The 14,491-nt window shown below is 72.7% G+C and carries 14 protein-coding genes; 7 read left to right on the top strand and 7 right to left on the bottom strand.

Annotated elements, in window-relative coordinates; translation table 11 throughout:
* The first annotated feature begins 202 nt into the window (after positions 1-202).
* The 5 genes from AB0J46_RS27590 to AB0J46_RS27610 are packed head-to-tail and all read left to right on the top strand — an operon-like array spanning position 203 to position 4,874.
* On the top strand, positions 203-1,222 hold the full coding sequence (locus AB0J46_RS27590; RefSeq protein ID WP_364336791.1) for an ABC transporter substrate-binding protein: 1,020 nt from the start codon (positions 203-205) through the stop codon (positions 1,220-1,222).
* A complete protein-coding gene (locus AB0J46_RS27595; RefSeq protein WP_364336793.1) occupies positions 1,219-2,055 on the top strand; it encodes an ABC transporter ATP-binding protein in 837 nt (278 codons plus the stop codon). Before AB0J46_RS27590 ends, AB0J46_RS27595 begins: the two co-directional genes overlap by 4 nt.
* Positions 2,048-3,022, top strand: a complete 975-nt coding sequence (locus AB0J46_RS27600) for an ABC transporter permease (RefSeq protein ID WP_364336795.1) — start codon at positions 2,048-2,050, stop codon at positions 3,020-3,022. Before AB0J46_RS27595 ends, AB0J46_RS27600 begins: the two co-directional genes overlap by 8 nt.
* Positions 3,019-4,350 carry an LLM class flavin-dependent oxidoreductase gene (locus AB0J46_RS27605; protein ID WP_364336797.1) on the top strand — a complete coding sequence of 444 codons (1,332 nt, stop codon included), beginning with the start codon at positions 3,019-3,021 and terminating at the stop codon, positions 4,348-4,350. The genes AB0J46_RS27600 and AB0J46_RS27605 overlap by 4 nt, the downstream gene beginning before the upstream one ends.
* The gene (locus tag AB0J46_RS27610) at positions 4,347-4,874 is read left to right on the top strand and encodes an NAD(P)H-dependent oxidoreductase (protein ID WP_364336799.1); all 528 of its coding nucleotides are present in this window, start codon (positions 4,347-4,349) and stop codon (positions 4,872-4,874) included. The genes AB0J46_RS27605 and AB0J46_RS27610 overlap by 4 nt, the downstream gene beginning before the upstream one ends.
* Positions 4,875-4,939: 65 nt before the next feature.
* Here the strand turns inward: AB0J46_RS27610 and AB0J46_RS27615 are convergent, their stop codons facing one another.
* From AB0J46_RS27615 to AB0J46_RS27625, 3 genes are all read right to left on the bottom strand, one after another.
* Positions 4,940-5,734 carry an SDR family oxidoreductase gene (locus AB0J46_RS27615; RefSeq protein ID WP_364336801.1) on the bottom strand — a complete coding sequence of 265 codons (795 nt, stop codon included), beginning with the start codon at positions 5,732-5,734 and terminating at the stop codon, positions 4,940-4,942.
* Between the two features lie 42 nt (positions 5,735-5,776).
* On the bottom strand, positions 5,777-7,735 hold the full coding sequence (locus AB0J46_RS27620) for a glycosyl hydrolase family 28-related protein (protein WP_364336803.1): 1,959 nt from the start codon (positions 7,733-7,735) through the stop codon (positions 5,777-5,779).
* 182 nt (positions 7,736-7,917) lie between these two features.
* The gene (locus tag AB0J46_RS27625) at positions 7,918-8,697 is read right to left on the bottom strand and encodes a CPBP family intramembrane glutamic endopeptidase (RefSeq protein WP_364336804.1); all 780 of its coding nucleotides are present in this window, start codon (positions 8,695-8,697) and stop codon (positions 7,918-7,920) included.
* On the opposite strand from AB0J46_RS27625, the gene AB0J46_RS27630 reads away from it, so the two are divergent.
* Entirely contained in the window at positions 8,696-9,190 is a 495-nt protein-coding gene (locus tag AB0J46_RS27630) for an NAD(P)H-binding protein (protein WP_364336806.1), read from the top strand. The two genes, AB0J46_RS27625 and AB0J46_RS27630, sit on opposite strands and share 2 nt — an antisense overlap.
* A 26-nt stretch (positions 9,191-9,216) precedes the next feature.
* Positions 9,217-9,603, top strand: a complete 387-nt coding sequence (locus AB0J46_RS27635; protein WP_364336808.1) for a DoxX family protein — start codon at positions 9,217-9,219, stop codon at positions 9,601-9,603.
* A 4-nt stretch (positions 9,604-9,607) separates the two neighbouring features.
* Here AB0J46_RS27635 and AB0J46_RS27640 read toward each other — a convergent pair whose 3' ends face one another.
* The 4 genes from AB0J46_RS27640 to AB0J46_RS27655 all read right to left on the bottom strand — a co-directional run bounded on the left by AB0J46_RS27640 (position 9,608) and on the right by AB0J46_RS27655 (position 14,302).
* Positions 9,608-9,940: a putative quinol monooxygenase gene (locus tag AB0J46_RS27640; protein WP_358292493.1), complete on the bottom strand. Its 333-nt coding sequence runs from the start codon at positions 9,938-9,940 to the stop codon at positions 9,608-9,610.
* A gap of 125 nt (positions 9,941-10,065) precedes the next feature.
* Positions 10,066-10,671, bottom strand: a complete 606-nt coding sequence (locus AB0J46_RS27645) for a superoxide dismutase family protein (protein ID WP_364336810.1) — start codon at positions 10,669-10,671, stop codon at positions 10,066-10,068.
* Positions 10,672-10,769: 98 nt separating this feature from the next.
* On the bottom strand, positions 10,770-12,953 hold the full coding sequence (locus AB0J46_RS27650) for a transglycosylase domain-containing protein (RefSeq protein WP_364336812.1): 2,184 nt from the start codon (positions 12,951-12,953) through the stop codon (positions 10,770-10,772).
* Between the two features lie 185 nt (positions 12,954-13,138).
* Positions 13,139-14,302 (bottom strand): SRPBCC family protein, encoded by a 1,164-nt coding sequence (locus AB0J46_RS27655; RefSeq protein ID WP_364336814.1) that lies wholly within the window; start codon positions 14,300-14,302, stop codon positions 13,139-13,141.
* Positions 14,303-14,491 lie beyond the last annotated feature (189 nt).

Raw genomic sequence — 14,491 nt, forward strand, 5'->3', positions numbered from 1 at the left:
GACAGTGTTTCATGTAAAGCCAGTAGGAAATGTTGACTTCACGTCCGGGGTTCCGTAGCTTCGTACGCATGAGCCAGGGCCTCTACCTGACCCGGCGCCCGCACGTGGACCACGGCCACGTCGCCAGCGCGCAGTGTCGCTGATCACGCACCTCCGGCAGACCTCCCTACCCCCTGCGCAGTTCTCCCCAGAGGAACTCATCGTGATCAACATCAGACGTGCACTCCTCGCCGTGCTGCTCGCCACCGTGACCGTCGGCTGCGGCGCGGCCGAGGGCTCGGCGAAACCCGGCGAACCGGAGGTGAAGGAGCTTCGCTACCAGGGCAGCGCGGGCAACGTCACCTTCCCCGAACTGGCCGCCGAGCTCGGCTACCTCGGCGACGTCAAGCTCAAGTGGGTGGGCAACACCACCTCGGGGCCGCAGGACATCCAGTCGGCGGCCACCGGCCAGACCGACTTCGGCGGCGCCTTCGACGGCGCCGTCATCAAGCTCAAGGCGGCCAAGGCCCCGATCAAGGCGGTGATCGGCTACTACGGCTCGGACGAGAAGTCGTTCAACGGCTACTACGTCAAGGACGACAGCCCCATCAGGACCGCTCGCGACCTCATCGGCAAGAAGATCGGCGTCAACACCCTCGGCGCCCACCACGAGGCCGTCATCAAGGAGTACCTCAAGCGTCAGGGGCTGACCGCGGCCGAGATCGAGCAGGTCCAGCTCGTGGTCATCCCGCCGGTCAACACCGAGCAGGCGCTGCGGCAGGGGCAGCTCGACGTCGGCACGCTCGGCGGCGTGCTCAAGGACAAGGCGCTCGAACGCGGCGGGCTGCGTCCGCTGTTCACCGATGTCGAGCTGTTCGGACCGTTCACGGCCGGGGCCGTCGTGCTGCGCGAGGACTTCATCGCCAGGAACCCCGGCACCGTCAGGACCTTCGTCACCGGCTTCGCCAAGGCCATCGCCTGGGCGCAGACCCGCCCGCGCGAGGAGGTCGTCGCCAAGTTCGAGCAGATCATCGCCAGGCGTGGGCGCAACGAGACCGCCGACGTCGTGAAGCTCTGGAAGAGCACCGGCATCGCGGGCAGGGGCGGCGTCATCGACAGCCGCGAGTTCCAGCGGTGGATCGACTGGCTCCAGCGCGAGGGCGAGATCCGTCCTGGCCAGGTCAAGGCCACCGACCTCTACACCAACGAGTTCAACCCCTACGCGAACGGGAGCGGCTCATGACCGCCACGATCAGCGAGACCGGCGTCCAGACGAAGATCGGCATCCGGAACGTCTCCAAGGAGTTCACGGTCAGGGACGCGGGCGAGCCGTTCACCGCCCTGTCCGGGATCGAGCTGGACGTCCGCGAAGGGGAGTTCCTCACGCTCGTCGGGCCGAGCGGCTGCGGCAAGTCCACCCTCCTCGACCTGGTCGCGGGCCTCACCGAGCCGACGTCGGGCCGGATCGTGGTCAACGGCGCGCCCGTCACCGGGCCCGGCCTCGACCGGGGGATCGTCTTCCAGCAGTACGCGCTGTTCCCCTGGCGGACCGCGCTGGCCAACGTGGCCTTCGGGCTGGAGGCCAAGGGCGTGCCCAGGGCCGAGCGTACGGAACGGGCGCGGCGGCACCTGGAACTGGTCGGGCTGTCCGGCTTCGAGGACCGCTACCCGCACGAACTGTCGGGCGGCATGCGCCAGCGCGTCGCCATCGCCCGCAGCCTGGCCTTCGACCCCGACGTCCTGCTGATGGACGAGCCGTTCGCCGCGCTCGACGCGCAGACCCGCGAGTCGCTCCAGGAGGAGCTGCTGCGCATCTGGCAGCACACCCGCAAGACCGTCGTGTTCATCACGCACGGCATCGACGAGGCCGTCTACCTGGGGCAACGCGTCGCCGTGATGACCTCCAGACCGGGCCGGATCAAGGAGATCATCGAGGTGGACTTCGACTCGCGCGAGGGCGACCTGCGGGCCGACCCGCGCTTCGGCGAGTACCGGCACCACGTGTGGGGGCTGCTGCGCGACGAGGTCGCCGCGGCGCAGGTGCAGGAGCGGAAGGCGGCGATCCGGCATGACTGACGCCCGCGCCGACGAACGGACGCGTCCCGAGGGCGACGCCCACTGGTACGACCTCCCCGACGACGACCCCGCCCCCGCCACCCGGGACGACCCCGCCACCCGGGACGAGCCCACCGCTGTCCGGCCCACCGCTGTCCGGCCCACCGAGGGGGAGGACCGGAAGACGGCCCCAACCAGAACGAGCCGGAAGGCGGCGACGTGGCGGCGGGCGGGCGGGCCCGCGCGGCGGGCGGTGCGGAACTCGGCCGCGATCCTGCTGCTCCTGGCCGCCTGGGAGGTGCTGCCCCGCCTCGGCGTGGTGGACCCCGTGTTCGTGCCCCCGCTGTCGGAGAGCCTGGCCGCCGGCGCGGACCTGCTGCTCACGGGCCGGCTCCCGGAGCACCTGGGGGCGTCGCTGGCGCGCTCGCTGTCCGGTTTCGGGCTGGCGATCGTGCTGGCCATCCCGCTCGGGCTGCTGATCGGCTGGTACAAGCCCGTCGCCGACTTCCTCACCCCGCTGCTGGAGGTGTTCCGCAACACCTCGGCGGTCGCGCTGCTGCCGGTCTTCACGCTCATCCTCGGCATCGGCGAGACGACGAAGGTGGCGTTCGTCCTGTACGCCTGCTCCTGGCCCATCCTGCTCAACACCGTCAGCGGCGTGAAGACCGTCGAACCCCTGCTGATCAAGTCGGCCCGGTCGATGGGCCTCGGTCCGGTGCGGCTGTTCCAGAAGGTGATCCTGCCGGCCGCCGTGCCCACGATCTTCACGGGGGTGCGCCTGGCGGGCGCGTACTCGATCCTCGTGCTGCTGTTCGCCGAGATGGTCGGCGCCAAGGCCGGGCTCGGCTACCTCATCCTCGACGCCCAGTCCAGCTTCCGCATCCCCGACATGTACGCCGGCATCATCACGATCTCCGTGGTCGGCCTGCTGTTCAACCTGCTCCTGATCGGCGTCGAGCGCCGCTTCTCCACCTGGAGGACCACGTGACGAGAAAGCTCCACCTGAACGCCTTCCTCATGGGCGTCGGCCATCACGAGGCCGCCTGGCGGCACCCCCGCACCGAGCCGAGCCGCCTGACCGACGTCCGCCACTACCAGGAGCTGGCCAGGATCGCCGAGCGCGGCAAGCTCGACTCGCTCTTCCTCGCCGACGGCGTGGCGCTGCAGGGCGACGTCCGGCACAACGCGCTCGGCGGGCTGGAGCCGCTCACGCTGCTGGCCGCGCTGGCCTCGGTGACCGACCACATCGGCCTGATCGCGACCGTCTCCACCACGTACAACGAGCCCTTCCACGTGGCGCGCAAGTTCGCCTCCCTCGACCACATCAGCGGCGGCCGGGCCGGCTGGAACATCGTCACCTCCGCCAGCGAGGCCGAGGCGCTCAACTTCGGCGTCGAACGCCCCACGCACGCCGCCCGCTACGCCAGGGCGGACGAGTTCCTGGAGGTCGCCGGCAAGCTCTGGGACAGCTGGGAGGACGACGCCATCCTGGGCGACCGCACCGGCGGCCGCTACGCCGACACCGGCAAGATCCATCCCGTCGAGCACATCGGCCGCCACTTCGCCGTCCGGGGGCCGTTGAACACCTCCCGTTCTCCGCAGGGCCGTCCGCTGCTGGTGCAGGCCGGGTCGTCGGAGGACGGCAAGGAGTTCGCCGCCCGGCACGCCGAGGCCGTCTTCACCGCCCAGCAGACCCTGGAGGAGGGCCAGGAGTTCTACAGCGACCTCAAACGACGGGTGGCCGCCCACGGCAGGCAGCCCGGCGACGTGCTCGTCCTGCCCGGCATCTCGCCGATCATCGGCTCGACCGAACGGGAGGCGCTGCACCTGGAGAAGGAGCTCGAAGATCTGATCATCCCCGCCTACGGCCTGGCCCAGCTCTCCCACCTGACCGGCATCGAGCTGTCCGAGGACGACCTCGACCGGCCGCTGCCGGACGTGGCCGTCGAGACCGAGGGCGCGCAGAGCCGGCGCAAGCTCGTCATCGACCTGGCCAGGCGGGAACGCCTGACGGTCAGGCAGCTGCTCAACCGGCTGGCCGGCGGCCGCGGCCACCGCGTGGTCGCCGGGACGCCCGAGCAGATCGCCGACCAGCTCCAGGAGTGGTTCTTCACCGGGGCCGCCGACGGCTTCAACATCATGCCGCCGCTGCTCCCGTCGGGACTGTCCGACTTCGTGGACCACGTCGTGCCGGAGTTGCAGGTCAGGGGCCTGTTCCGGTACGAGTACGAGGGCCGTACCCTCCGCGACAACTACGGCCTGACCCGGCCCGTCTCCCGGTACGCCGCCGGGCTGGCGGCGGCGGTGGCCGGATGAGCGTCGTCGCGCTGGTCGGCAACCCCCGCGAGGGCTCCAGGACGCGGACCGTGGCCGTGGAGGCCGCCGAGGCCGTCGCGCGGCGGCTCGGCCTCCCGGGCGCGCACGACGTGATCGACCTGTCGGCGCTCGGGCCGCACCTGCTCGCCCCCGGGCCCGCGCCCGGCGTCGAGGTGGCGCTGGAGCTGGTCGCCGAGGCGCGGGTGCTGGTGGTGGCCAGCCCCACCTACAAGGGCACGTACACCGGGCTGCTGAAGGCGTTCCTCGACCGGTTGCGGCCGGAGGCGCTGGCCGGGGTGGTGGCGTTGCCGCTGCTGGTCATGGGCGATCCGAAGCACGCGCTGGCGGTCGAGGTGCACCTGCGTCCGCTGCTGGTGGAACTGGGCGCGACCGTGCCGACGCCGGGGCTCGCGGTGCTGGAGTCGCGGCTGCCCGAGCTGGAGGAGCTGCTGGGCCACTGGGCGGAGCGGGTCGCGCCGCAGGTGGCCGCGGCCCTCGCCGTCGGCCACCCGGCCACCGCCTGAAGGACGGCGGGCCACCGCCTGAGGGCGGGGGTGCCGTGTGGGAGCGGGCGGACGGGGGTGCGGGGTCAACGCCAGTCGCCGGACTGGAGCGCCCCCGCCGCCTGCGGTCCCATCGTCACCAGGCCGCCGTCCACGAACACCGACGACCCGGTCATGTACGAGGCGGCCGGCGAGGCCAGGAAGGCGATGACCGCGGCGACCTCCCGGGCGTCGCCCGGCCGCGGGATCGGGTACCCCGGCCGGCTCCCCACCCGCGGCGGCCGGTCCTCCTGCCCGGTCATCGGGGTGGCGATCTCGCCGGGCGCGACCGTGTTGACCGTGATGCCGTGCGCGGCCAGCTCCAGCGCCAGCACCCGGCTGAGCAGCTTCAACCCGCCCTTGGCCGCGCAGTACGGCCCCGCCCCCACCCTCGGGTACTCCTCGTGCACGCTGGTGACGTTCACGATCCGGCCGCCGCGCCCCTCGGCGACCATCCGCCGGGCCGCCCGCTGCGCGCACAGGAACGGCCCGTCCAGGTCCACCGACAACACCGAACGCCAGCGCTCGTAGTCCATGTCGAGCAGCGGCTCCGACGACCCGGTGCCGGCGTTGTTGACCAGCACGCCGAGCCCGCCCAGATCCCCGGCCAGCTCGTCGACGACGTGCGCGGCGCGGACCGGGTCGGTCAGGTCGTGACGGCGCACGGCCGCCGCCTTGCCCGCCTCCCGTACCAGCGCGGCGGTCTCCCGCGCGCCGTCCTCGTCCTCGTGGTAGGTGATCCCCACGTCGAACCCGTGCTCGGCCAGCAGCACGGCGGTGGCCCTGCCGATGCCGGAGTCGGCGCCCGTGACAACGGCGACCCGGTCGTAGGTGTCGGTCATGCCGTCCCCCTGCCCCGCACCCCGGAGCCTAACGCGGCCGTCTCACCAGGGGGCGGGGGCCGGTGGGGGGATCAGTGGAGGGCGGTCGTCGCAGGTGAGGGTGTTGGGCAGGAGCCAGGGGGCGAGCCAGCCGTCGTTGCCGCCGCCGTCCGTCAGCGTGAACTCCGAGCCGGACGGGGTGAAGTGGAAGCTGCCGCAGTTGTTCACGGGGACCGCGCCCACGTTGCGGGCGTCCACGTTCTCGAAGGCGGCCGAGCCGGCGGCGCGGGCGCTGAGCACCGAGGTGCCCGTGCCGTCCACCCGGACGTCCTTGAAGCGCAGGTTCGTGATGGCGTAGAGGTCCTTGACGGGCCAGTCGGCGACCAGCATGACGGCGTTGTAGGTGTTGTCCAGGTAGTGGTCACCGGTCACCCGGATGTCGGCGTCGATGTTCCGCTCCAGGGCGTAGAACCAGATGGCGCCGAGGCCGATCTTCCAGTTCAGCTCGTACGTGCCGGCCCGCACGGTGGTGTTGCCGGTGATGTCCAGGCGGCCGGCGAACGGCTCGGCGCCGAAGCGGGAGCCGACCTGCAGGGCGCTGCCCTCGCGGACGGGGTCGGCGAGCAGGTTGGCCGAGACCGTGTTGTCGGTGCCGCCGTAGATCGCGATGCCGTTGGCCAGCACCGGCGTCTGGACCGTGTTGTGGTCGAAGGTGTTGCGCGCGTCCGCCGTGCGCTCCGACCACATCGCCAGGCCGTCGTCGCCGGAGTTGCGGACGAAGTTGTCCGACACGACCGTGCCGGTGACGCCGGTGTGCAGGTTGAGCCCGTCGGCGATCTGGTCGGCGATCACGTTGCCGGTGACGCGGGTGCCGCTCATCGGGCCGTCGAACCAGAGGCCGACCTTGGTGTGGTGGATGTGGAGGCCCTCGATCGTGGAGTCGCTCATCGCGCCGCCGACGCCGTTGACCTGGTCGGTGTCGACGCGCTCGCGGACGTCGCCCTCGATGGCGAACCCGGACAGGTGCACGTTGCGGCTGCCGCCGTCCGCGGCGTCCCTGCCGTAGAAGCCGACGCCGGTGTGGACGGACCCGTCGGGCGCCGGGGCGTCCAGGGTGACCTCGCGGCCCTTGATGATCGTGTACCAGCTTCCGGCGCCGGTGATCGTCACGTCGTCCACGAGGATGTGCCGGTTGACCTGGTACGTGCCGGGCGGGACGTACACCTTCAGGTGGGCGCGCCTGGCGAAGGCGACGGCCCGGTCGAAGGCGGCCGACGACTCGCGGCGCCCGGACGGGTCCGCGCCGAAGGCCAGCACGTTGGCCGCGACCGGCTCGATCCGCGGCGGGGCGACGAGCTCGGAGTCGAGCAGGTCGATGACCGTCCAGGCGGCTCCGGCGCTCGCCGTCAGCCGGATCCGGTCGCCCGCCCGGTACGTCCGCCCGAGCAGCAGGCGCTGCTCGTCGTAGAAGTGGCTGGGCCGGAACGGCTTGGCGATCGCCGGGGCCGGGGTGGTGGCGCTGGGCACGCAGGAGCACTCGGTGATCCACCAGTCCGGGTGCAGCAGGTCGGCGCCGGGGTCGTTGGTGAAGGGGTACTGGTTGTACAGCCAGGAGTACTGCGAGGTCAGCGTCATGGTGGCCCGGTGGCGGCCGTTGACCGCGACGTCGAGCGGCGCGGTGATGCCGCCGCCCGTGGGCGCGTCGGGGATGCTGTAGCGGACCGTGACGGCGTTGGCCGCGGCCGGCAGGGTGAACTCGACGTGCCGGCCGGGCGTCAGCCGGACCGCCCGCCGTCCGGACGCCTCGGCGGGCAACGTGTAGGCGGTGCGGTCGGGGCCGATGACCGTGCCGTCCGTCGAGGCGTTCTCGGCCTCCTGCTCGGCGAAGCCGACGCGCGCGCCCCGGCCGGCGACCAGGGCCGGGTCGAGGGCGGCCCTGGTGACCACGGGCCCATGTGCCGCTACGGCCGGCGCGGGGACGGCGAGCGAGGCGAGGGGGAGGCCGAGAGCCGCGGCGAGCACCGCCACGACTCTCCGGGATGTGCTCGTGCCTGACATCCGAAGCTCGATTCTCTCGGGGGGTGAGGTGACAGTAGGACCCCACGACCCCGCGACACAAGGCTCCTGCGAAGGAGTTTCGGAGCTTTGTTGGCGAGCTGCAAGTGTTCATCGATTTCTTGCGACAGGCGTGCAAGCTGCTTGCGTCAGGGGAGCCAGCTCACCCGGCCGTGCAGAGCGGCGTACCCGACGAAGGCCACCACGTCGATCAGCGTGTGCGCGATCACCAGCGGCATCGCGCGCCCCCACCGCTGGTACAACCGTCCGAACACCAGCCCCATAACCACGTTCCCGACGAACCCCCCGAACCCCTGATACAGGTGGTACGACCCCCGCAACACCGACGACACGGCCACCGCCCGCCACGGACCCCAGCCCGCCTGGTCCAGCCGGTGCAGCAGGTAGCCGCTGACCAGCACCTCCTCCAGCACGCCGTTCTGCGCGGCGGCCAGCAGCAGCACCGGCACCCGCCACCACACCTCGGGCAACTGCCCCGGCACCACCGTCAGGTTGACGCCCAGCGCGTAGACCACCAGGTAGAAGGCCAGCCCCGTGCCGCCGATCGCGGCGGCGAGCAGCGCGCCGCGCAACGTGTCGCGACCGGGCTCGCGCAGGTCCACCCCGATCGTCCGCAACGACTCGCCCGACCGCACCAGCAGGTACGCCACCAGCGCGACCGGCGCCACCGAGATCGCGATGTCCACGAGCTGCAAGGTCAGGTCCAGCCACGGCCGCCCGGGGGCCAGCGAGCCGACCAGCACGGCATGCTGCCCCTTCAGCTCCTTGGGCGCGGTCAGCGAGCCGATCAGCCGGACCAGCGACAACACCGCGCTGGCGCCGAGCGAGACCGACAGCACGACGAGGATCTCGGCTCTGATGAGCCTGGGGCCGAGGGCCGGACCGGGTGCGAGTGACTGGGTGTGCATGGGCCGCAGAGTAGCCGCCCAGCGCTCCGATCCGGATAAAGCACCCCTTGTCGGCGGGTCTAGCTCGGCGGCCGGGGTGCGCCTGCCCGCCGGGGCCGAGGCCGTCGAGGGCGACCCGGCCCGCCCCGAGACCTTCGCCGGCCACCTGGACGGCGTCACCGCCGTCTTCCTGCACCCGCGCGCCATCGGCGACGGGGCGCCCGGCCTGCTCGCCCGTGCCGCCGAGCGCGGGGCGCGGCGGGTGGTGGCCCTGTCGGCGATGAACGTCGACGAGCCCCTCGACGAGCAGCCCTCCCGCTTCCGCGGCGACCGGAACAAGGAGGCCGAGGCCGCCGCCCACGCCCCGGCCTTCGCCCGCCAGAACCACCCGGCCGACGACCGCTCGCCCGCCCAGCAGCCCCAGGACGACCCGGCCGACGACCGCTCGCCCGCGTATCAGCCCCAGGACCACTCGGCCGCGGGCCACGCGTCCGGGCTCGGCCCGCAGGGCTGACGAGCCGACACCGTCCGGAGGATCCCGTGCCGCACTCCACCGCCTACGTCGTCACCGCGCTGGTGACGATCGCCTGCAACGCCTTCTCCGGGGTCGCCGCCATGACCCGGCTCGCCCCGGTCATGCGGTCGCTCGGCCCCGCGCTCGACCGGACCGGGGTGCCGCGGTCGTGGCTGGTCTGGCCGACCGGCACGCTGAAGGCGGCCGGCGCGGCGGGCCTGACGCTCGGCCTGCTGGGCGTGCCCCTGGCCGGGACGGCGGCCGCGGCCGGGCTCGTCCTCTACTTCGTCTGCGCCCTCTACGCCCACCTGCGCGGGGCCGACCGCTCGCCGCAGTTCTACCTGGCGATCGTGTTCCTCGCGCCGGCGGTCGCCACCCTGGCGCTGGATCCGGCGCTGGTGCTGCGGCCCTGAGCGGTCAGCCGCGCTCGGGGACGGCCATCTCGCCGAGCAGCGACCAGTCGTCCTGCGGGACGTTCGCGTTGACGATGCGCGGCGTCTCGGCCAGGTAGCCGGGCAGCACCTGCTGGGCCTGCTTGAAGTGCGCCGACCCCACGTGCGCCGCCCCGGCCGCGTCGTCGCGGAAGGCCTCGACGAGGACGTACTCGGCCGGGTCGTCGAGGCTGCGCGACCAGTCGAACCACAGGCAGCCCGGCTCGGCGCGGGTGGCCTCGGTGAACTCGGCCGAGATCTCCGGCCAGCGGCCGGCGTGCTCCGGCAGGACGCGGAACTTCGCGGTGATGAAGATCATGACGGGAACTCCCCGAGGTCGGCGGCGTTACGGCACGAGACTAGCCGCACACCGCCGCCCGGCCACGGCGGGCCTCACGCGCGTCGCGTCACTGCCCGGCCACGGCGGGCCTCACGCGCGTCGCGTCACCGGATCACGCCGCAGGCGGTGCGTCCGCCCGCGTCGCCCGTCCGGTGAGTGGCCTCGTCGGGGCCGTCGGGGGCGTAGCGGGCGGGGATGTTGGCCAGGTTGTCGGGGAGCGCGTGCACGATGACCGCGCTGCCGTCGGCGTCGGTCAGCTCGCGCAGGCCGAACCGGTCGGTGACGACTGACGCGGAGCCCGACCCGTCCTTGCCGACCAGCAGCGGCGGCAGGTCGCCCGAGTGCCCGGCGTGGACGGCGCCGGCCAGGTCGAGATGGCCGCCGGCGGTGAAGAAGGGGGAGACCTGGCCGGTCGCGGGATCGACGGCCTTCGGGTCGCACAGGCCCGTCGTGTGGATGTGGAAGCCGTGGAAGCCGGGCGTCAGGCCCTTGACCGAGACCGAGACGCGCGCCGTCCCGAACCCCTCGCGCAGGATGCTGAGCCGCCCGACCGCGCCGCCGCTGGTGTCGCGGATGACCACGGGCCGCGGGTCGCCCGGGCGTGAGGCGGTGGCGTCGGCCACCGCGCTCACGCCGATGGCGGCGACACCGGCGGCGAGCGCGAGGCAGAGCGCCAGATGTGTCCGGCCGAACGTCCGTGCCTTGGGCATGGCGGAACCGTCCCTCGTGAGGCGGAGATGTGCGGACTCATCGAGGGTACGGTCGCGCCGCGCCGCCTGTCGTATAGCTCTTGAGTCACCCGTCGGGGTTATGGACCGGGCGCCACGGGCGTTCTGCCCGCGCCCTGGTCGTCGAAGGCCGGCTCCCCGAGGCCGGGCTCGCCCGCGTCGGGACGGTCGGCGTCCCGGTCGGGACGCGCGGGCGCGCAGGCGTCGCCGCAGCCGCCGAAGCGCCCGGTGTCGATCGGCGTGAACCGCGTGGCGGGCACGCCCTTCAGCGCCGCCCTCATCGTGTCGTTCCAGATCGGCCCCGGCAGCGAGGCCCCGGCCACGATGGCGAAGTACCGGCCGCCGATCGTGGTGTTCACCAGCTTGTACCGCTGCGAGCCGCGCGGGTCGCCGATGCTGACCGCGCCCGCCAGGTCCGGGGTGAACCCGGCGAACCACGCCGTGGCGTACCCGTCGGTGGTGCCGGTCTTGCCGGCCGCCGGGCGGCCGATGCCGCCGACGCGGCTCATCGTGCCCTTGGTGAACACGCCCGACAGGATGTGCGCGGTCGCGTCGGCGACGCCCGGATCGAGCGCCTGCCGGCACGACGGCCGGTACGAGGTCGGCCGGCCGGTGGCGGCATCGGTGATCCTGGTGATGGCCATCGGCGCGCAGTATTTGCCCCGGGCGGCGATGGCGGCGTACGCGGTGGCCACCGTCACCGGGTCGGTCTCGTTGATGCCGAGCGTGAACGTCTCGTACTCCTGGAGCTTGCGGCCGTCGGCGCGGGCGATGCCGAGCGACTTGGCCGTCTCGACCGTCCGGCACAACCCCACCCGCTGCTCCAGCGCCATGAAGAACGTGTTCACCGAGCCCCACGTGCCGGTCCGCAGCGTCTTGAAGCCGGGGGAGCCCTCGTCGTTGGTGACCGTCCAGGACGGGTCGCCGACGCCGGCGCCGGCGCAGTTCTTGAAGGCGGCGGTGGAGGGGGCGTTGTAGCCGTTGCCCACGGTGATGCCGTCGTCCACCTTCATGCCCTGCCTGAGCGCCTCGACCAGGGTGAACGTCTTGAACGTCGAGCCAGCCTGGAAGCCGATCAGCCCGCCGTGCCGCGCGTCGGCCACCGCGTTGAAGGAGATCTGCTTCTTCCTGGCCGAGGAGCCGTAGCCGCGGCTGGCGGCCATGGCCCTGATCGCGCCGGTGCCGGGCTCGACCAGCGCCTCGGCGGCCAGGGCGTCGTCGGTGGCGTCGACGTGCCTCCTGATCGCCCGGTCGGCGGCGGCCTGGGCCTTCGGGTCGAGCGTGGTGTAGATCTTCAGGCCGCCCTGCGCGAAGGCGCGTTCCCTGGCCCGCCGCGTGCCGCCGAAGGCCGGGTTGGCCAGCAGCTCGTGCCGGACGTACTCGCAGAAGTACGGATAGTCGCTGTCGCCGCAGCCGTTGGGCAGCCGGACGTCCTTGAACCCCAGCTTTCTCGCCTTGGCCGCGGCCGCCTGCTCCGGCGTGATCCTGCCCAGCTCGGCCATCCGGTCGAGCACCACGTTCCGCCGGGCCAGCAGCAGCGCGCGGGCCTTCCTGCCGCGGCTCGGGTCGGTCGTGTTCGGGTCCTGCACGGCGCCCGCCAGCGTGGCGGCCTGGGCCAGGTCCAGCCGGGACGCCGGGACGCCGAAGAAGCGCCTGGCCGCGGCCTGCACGCCGTTGGCCCCCGCGCCGAAGTAGGCGATGTTGAGGTAGCGGCGCAGGATCTCGTCCTTGCCGTACTTCTGCTCGACGCCCATCGCGTAGCGCAGCTCCTTGAGCTTGCGGGCGTAGCTGGCCTCCAGGGCCTTGTTCTTGTCCTGCTCGGTGTCGGCCGCGTTGAGCAGCACCTGCTTGACGTACTGCTGGGTGATGCTGGAACCGCCCTGGCTGAGCCGGTCGGAGCTGAGGTTCTTGACCAGGGCGCGCAGCGTGCCCTCCACGTCGATCGCGCCGTGCTGGTAGAACCGGTCGTCCTCGATGGCGACGACCGCCGTCCGCATCACCTCGGAGATCTGGTCCAGGCGGACGATCTCGCGGTTCTGGTCGTAGAAGCGGGCGATCACGTTGCCGCGGGCGTCGTACACGGTGGAGGTCTGCGCGAGGGGCGGCTCGGCCAGCGCCACCGGCTTGAGGTTCAGCTGCTCGGTGGCGGAGACGACCAGCGTGCCGGTGCCGCCGACGGCGGGCAGCGTGATCGCGGCCGTCAGCAACCCGGCCGACATCGCCGCGACCGTGAGCCGACCGACGTTCGACAGGCGATTGGGCATGCGGGAGCACCTCCGGGCGGGAACAGGGGCAAGCCCGGACATGACAGCACAGGACGAAAGGCGGCGTCCAAGACCGATATCGGCCATCCGGTGATATCGGGATCGATATCACGCCAGCGTACGGGCCACGCGCGAACCCCCGTCGCGCGTGGCCGTCCGGTGGCCGGAGGGCGGCCGGAGAGCGGTCAGAGCAGGGACGGCGCGACCGGCTGCACCTGGTTCTCGACGTGCTCCTTCAGCCGCACCAGATCCTGCCGCAGCTTGCGCGCGGGATGCGCGCCGAGCAGCCCGGCGATGGCGTGCCCGGCCGCCCCCGCGATGGGGTTGTAGCACAGGTGCACCTGGACGCGCGTCCGGCCGTCGGCCTGGGCGTCCACGCGCAGCACGCCGGTGTGGGCGATGAGCTCGCCGTCGCCGGACTTCCAGGCGATCTCCGCGCCCTCCTCGCGCTTGGTCTCGGTGGCCGTGAAGCGGATGCGCGTCCCGGCCGGGCCCCTGATCACCCAGTGGGAGCGCAGCTCGTCGGCCGACAGCCGGACCTCCTCGACGTCCGGCATGAAGCGCGGGAACAGCGAGTAGTCGCTCACCAGCGGCCACACGGCCGCCACCGGCGCCGCGATCGAGACGGCCGCGTTGACGTCGATCGCCTCGCGACCGGCGTTGACGCCGGTGAGGCGGCGCAGCGGCAGGTTCGTCGCCGCCCGCACGGCCAGCGCGGACGCGGCGCAGCGGGTCAGCCAGGACAGCGGCCTCGGCAGCTTGCCGGTGACCGCCCAGATCGAGGCCGCCGCCCCGCCCGCGACCAGCCTGGCCGAGGGCGACCAGCGCTGCTGCAGCAGCTCCGGCACCGCCTTGCGGCGGCGGCCCTGGCCCTGCAGCCGGGGCGCGTCGGCGCCGTCCCTGTGCACGTGCCAGTTGGTCTCCACCCGCTTGACGCCCGGGATGCGGCGTACCTTCTGGCGGGCGCGCTCGTCCTCGCCCGCGAGCACGTCGCCGGAGAGCGTCACGACGCGCTCGCGCACCTCGACCTCGACGGCGTGCGGGTGGCTGATGTGGCGGCCCAGTTCGGCGCGTACGCGTTCGTGCAGGACGCGGTCGTCGGCGGTGCCGCCGGTCAGGCGGTACCTGGCCGCCGCGGCCGACCCGCGTCCCCTGTTGGACAGGTCGCGGCCGAGCACGCCCAGGCCGTCGCGCACCTCGTGGGTGGCGTGCGAGCCCTTGTCCCGCACGCGGGCGCGGCGCGTGCGGCCCCGGTCCGGATCCAGCAGGTACGTCACCGCGGCCCCGGCGCAGGCGCCGAGCACGGCCGCGACGAACGGGTGCGACCGTCTTCGCGACTCCGTGTGCACGATCTGGATGCGCCGTGGAGCCGGTTGCCGAGATTCCCCGTTGAAGGAGCTGATACCCCGAAAAGCAGTCGTGCGCATGACCACAATCCCCCTCGCTCGCACTTCCCGCTGGCCGTGGCCTACCCCGCAGGTCACAGCGCTAACGGGAGGGCCGTCAGGAGGCGTTGGTCGTCCGCGATACCGGGCAGA

Source organism: Nonomuraea sp. NPDC049758 (assembly GCF_040674635.1).
In the GTDB taxonomy this organism is placed as follows: Bacteria; Actinomycetota; Actinomycetes; order Streptosporangiales; family Streptosporangiaceae; genus Nonomuraea.

Excerpts from the sequence above, each read along its gene's own strand:
- AB0J46_RS27595 (WP_364336793.1), top strand. The coding sequence starts at position 1,219 with ATGACCGCCACGATCAGCGAGACCGGCGTCCAGACGAAGATCGGCATC.
- AB0J46_RS27600 (WP_364336795.1), top strand. The coding sequence starts at position 2,048 with ATGACTGACGCCCGCGCCGACGAACGGACGCGTCCCGAGGGCGACGCC.
- AB0J46_RS27610 (WP_364336799.1), top strand. The coding sequence starts at position 4,347 with ATGAGCGTCGTCGCGCTGGTCGGCAACCCCCGCGAGGGCTCCAGGACG.
- AB0J46_RS27615 (WP_364336801.1), bottom strand. The coding sequence starts at position 5,734 with ATGACCGACACCTACGACCGGGTCGCCGTTGTCACGGGCGCCGACTCC.
- AB0J46_RS27630 (WP_364336806.1), top strand. The coding sequence starts at position 8,696 with ATGGGCCGCAGAGTAGCCGCCCAGCGCTCCGATCCGGATAAAGCACCC.
- AB0J46_RS27625 (WP_364336804.1), bottom strand. The coding sequence starts at position 8,697 with ATGCACACCCAGTCACTCGCACCCGGTCCGGCCCTCGGCCCCAGGCTC.
- AB0J46_RS27640 (WP_358292493.1), bottom strand. The coding sequence starts at position 9,940 with ATGATCTTCATCACCGCGAAGTTCCGCGTCCTGCCGGAGCACGCCGGC.
- AB0J46_RS27645 (WP_364336810.1), bottom strand. The coding sequence starts at position 10,671 with ATGCCCAAGGCACGGACGTTCGGCCGGACACATCTGGCGCTCTGCCTC.
- AB0J46_RS27650 (WP_364336812.1), bottom strand. The coding sequence starts at position 12,953 with ATGCCCAATCGCCTGTCGAACGTCGGTCGGCTCACGGTCGCGGCGATG.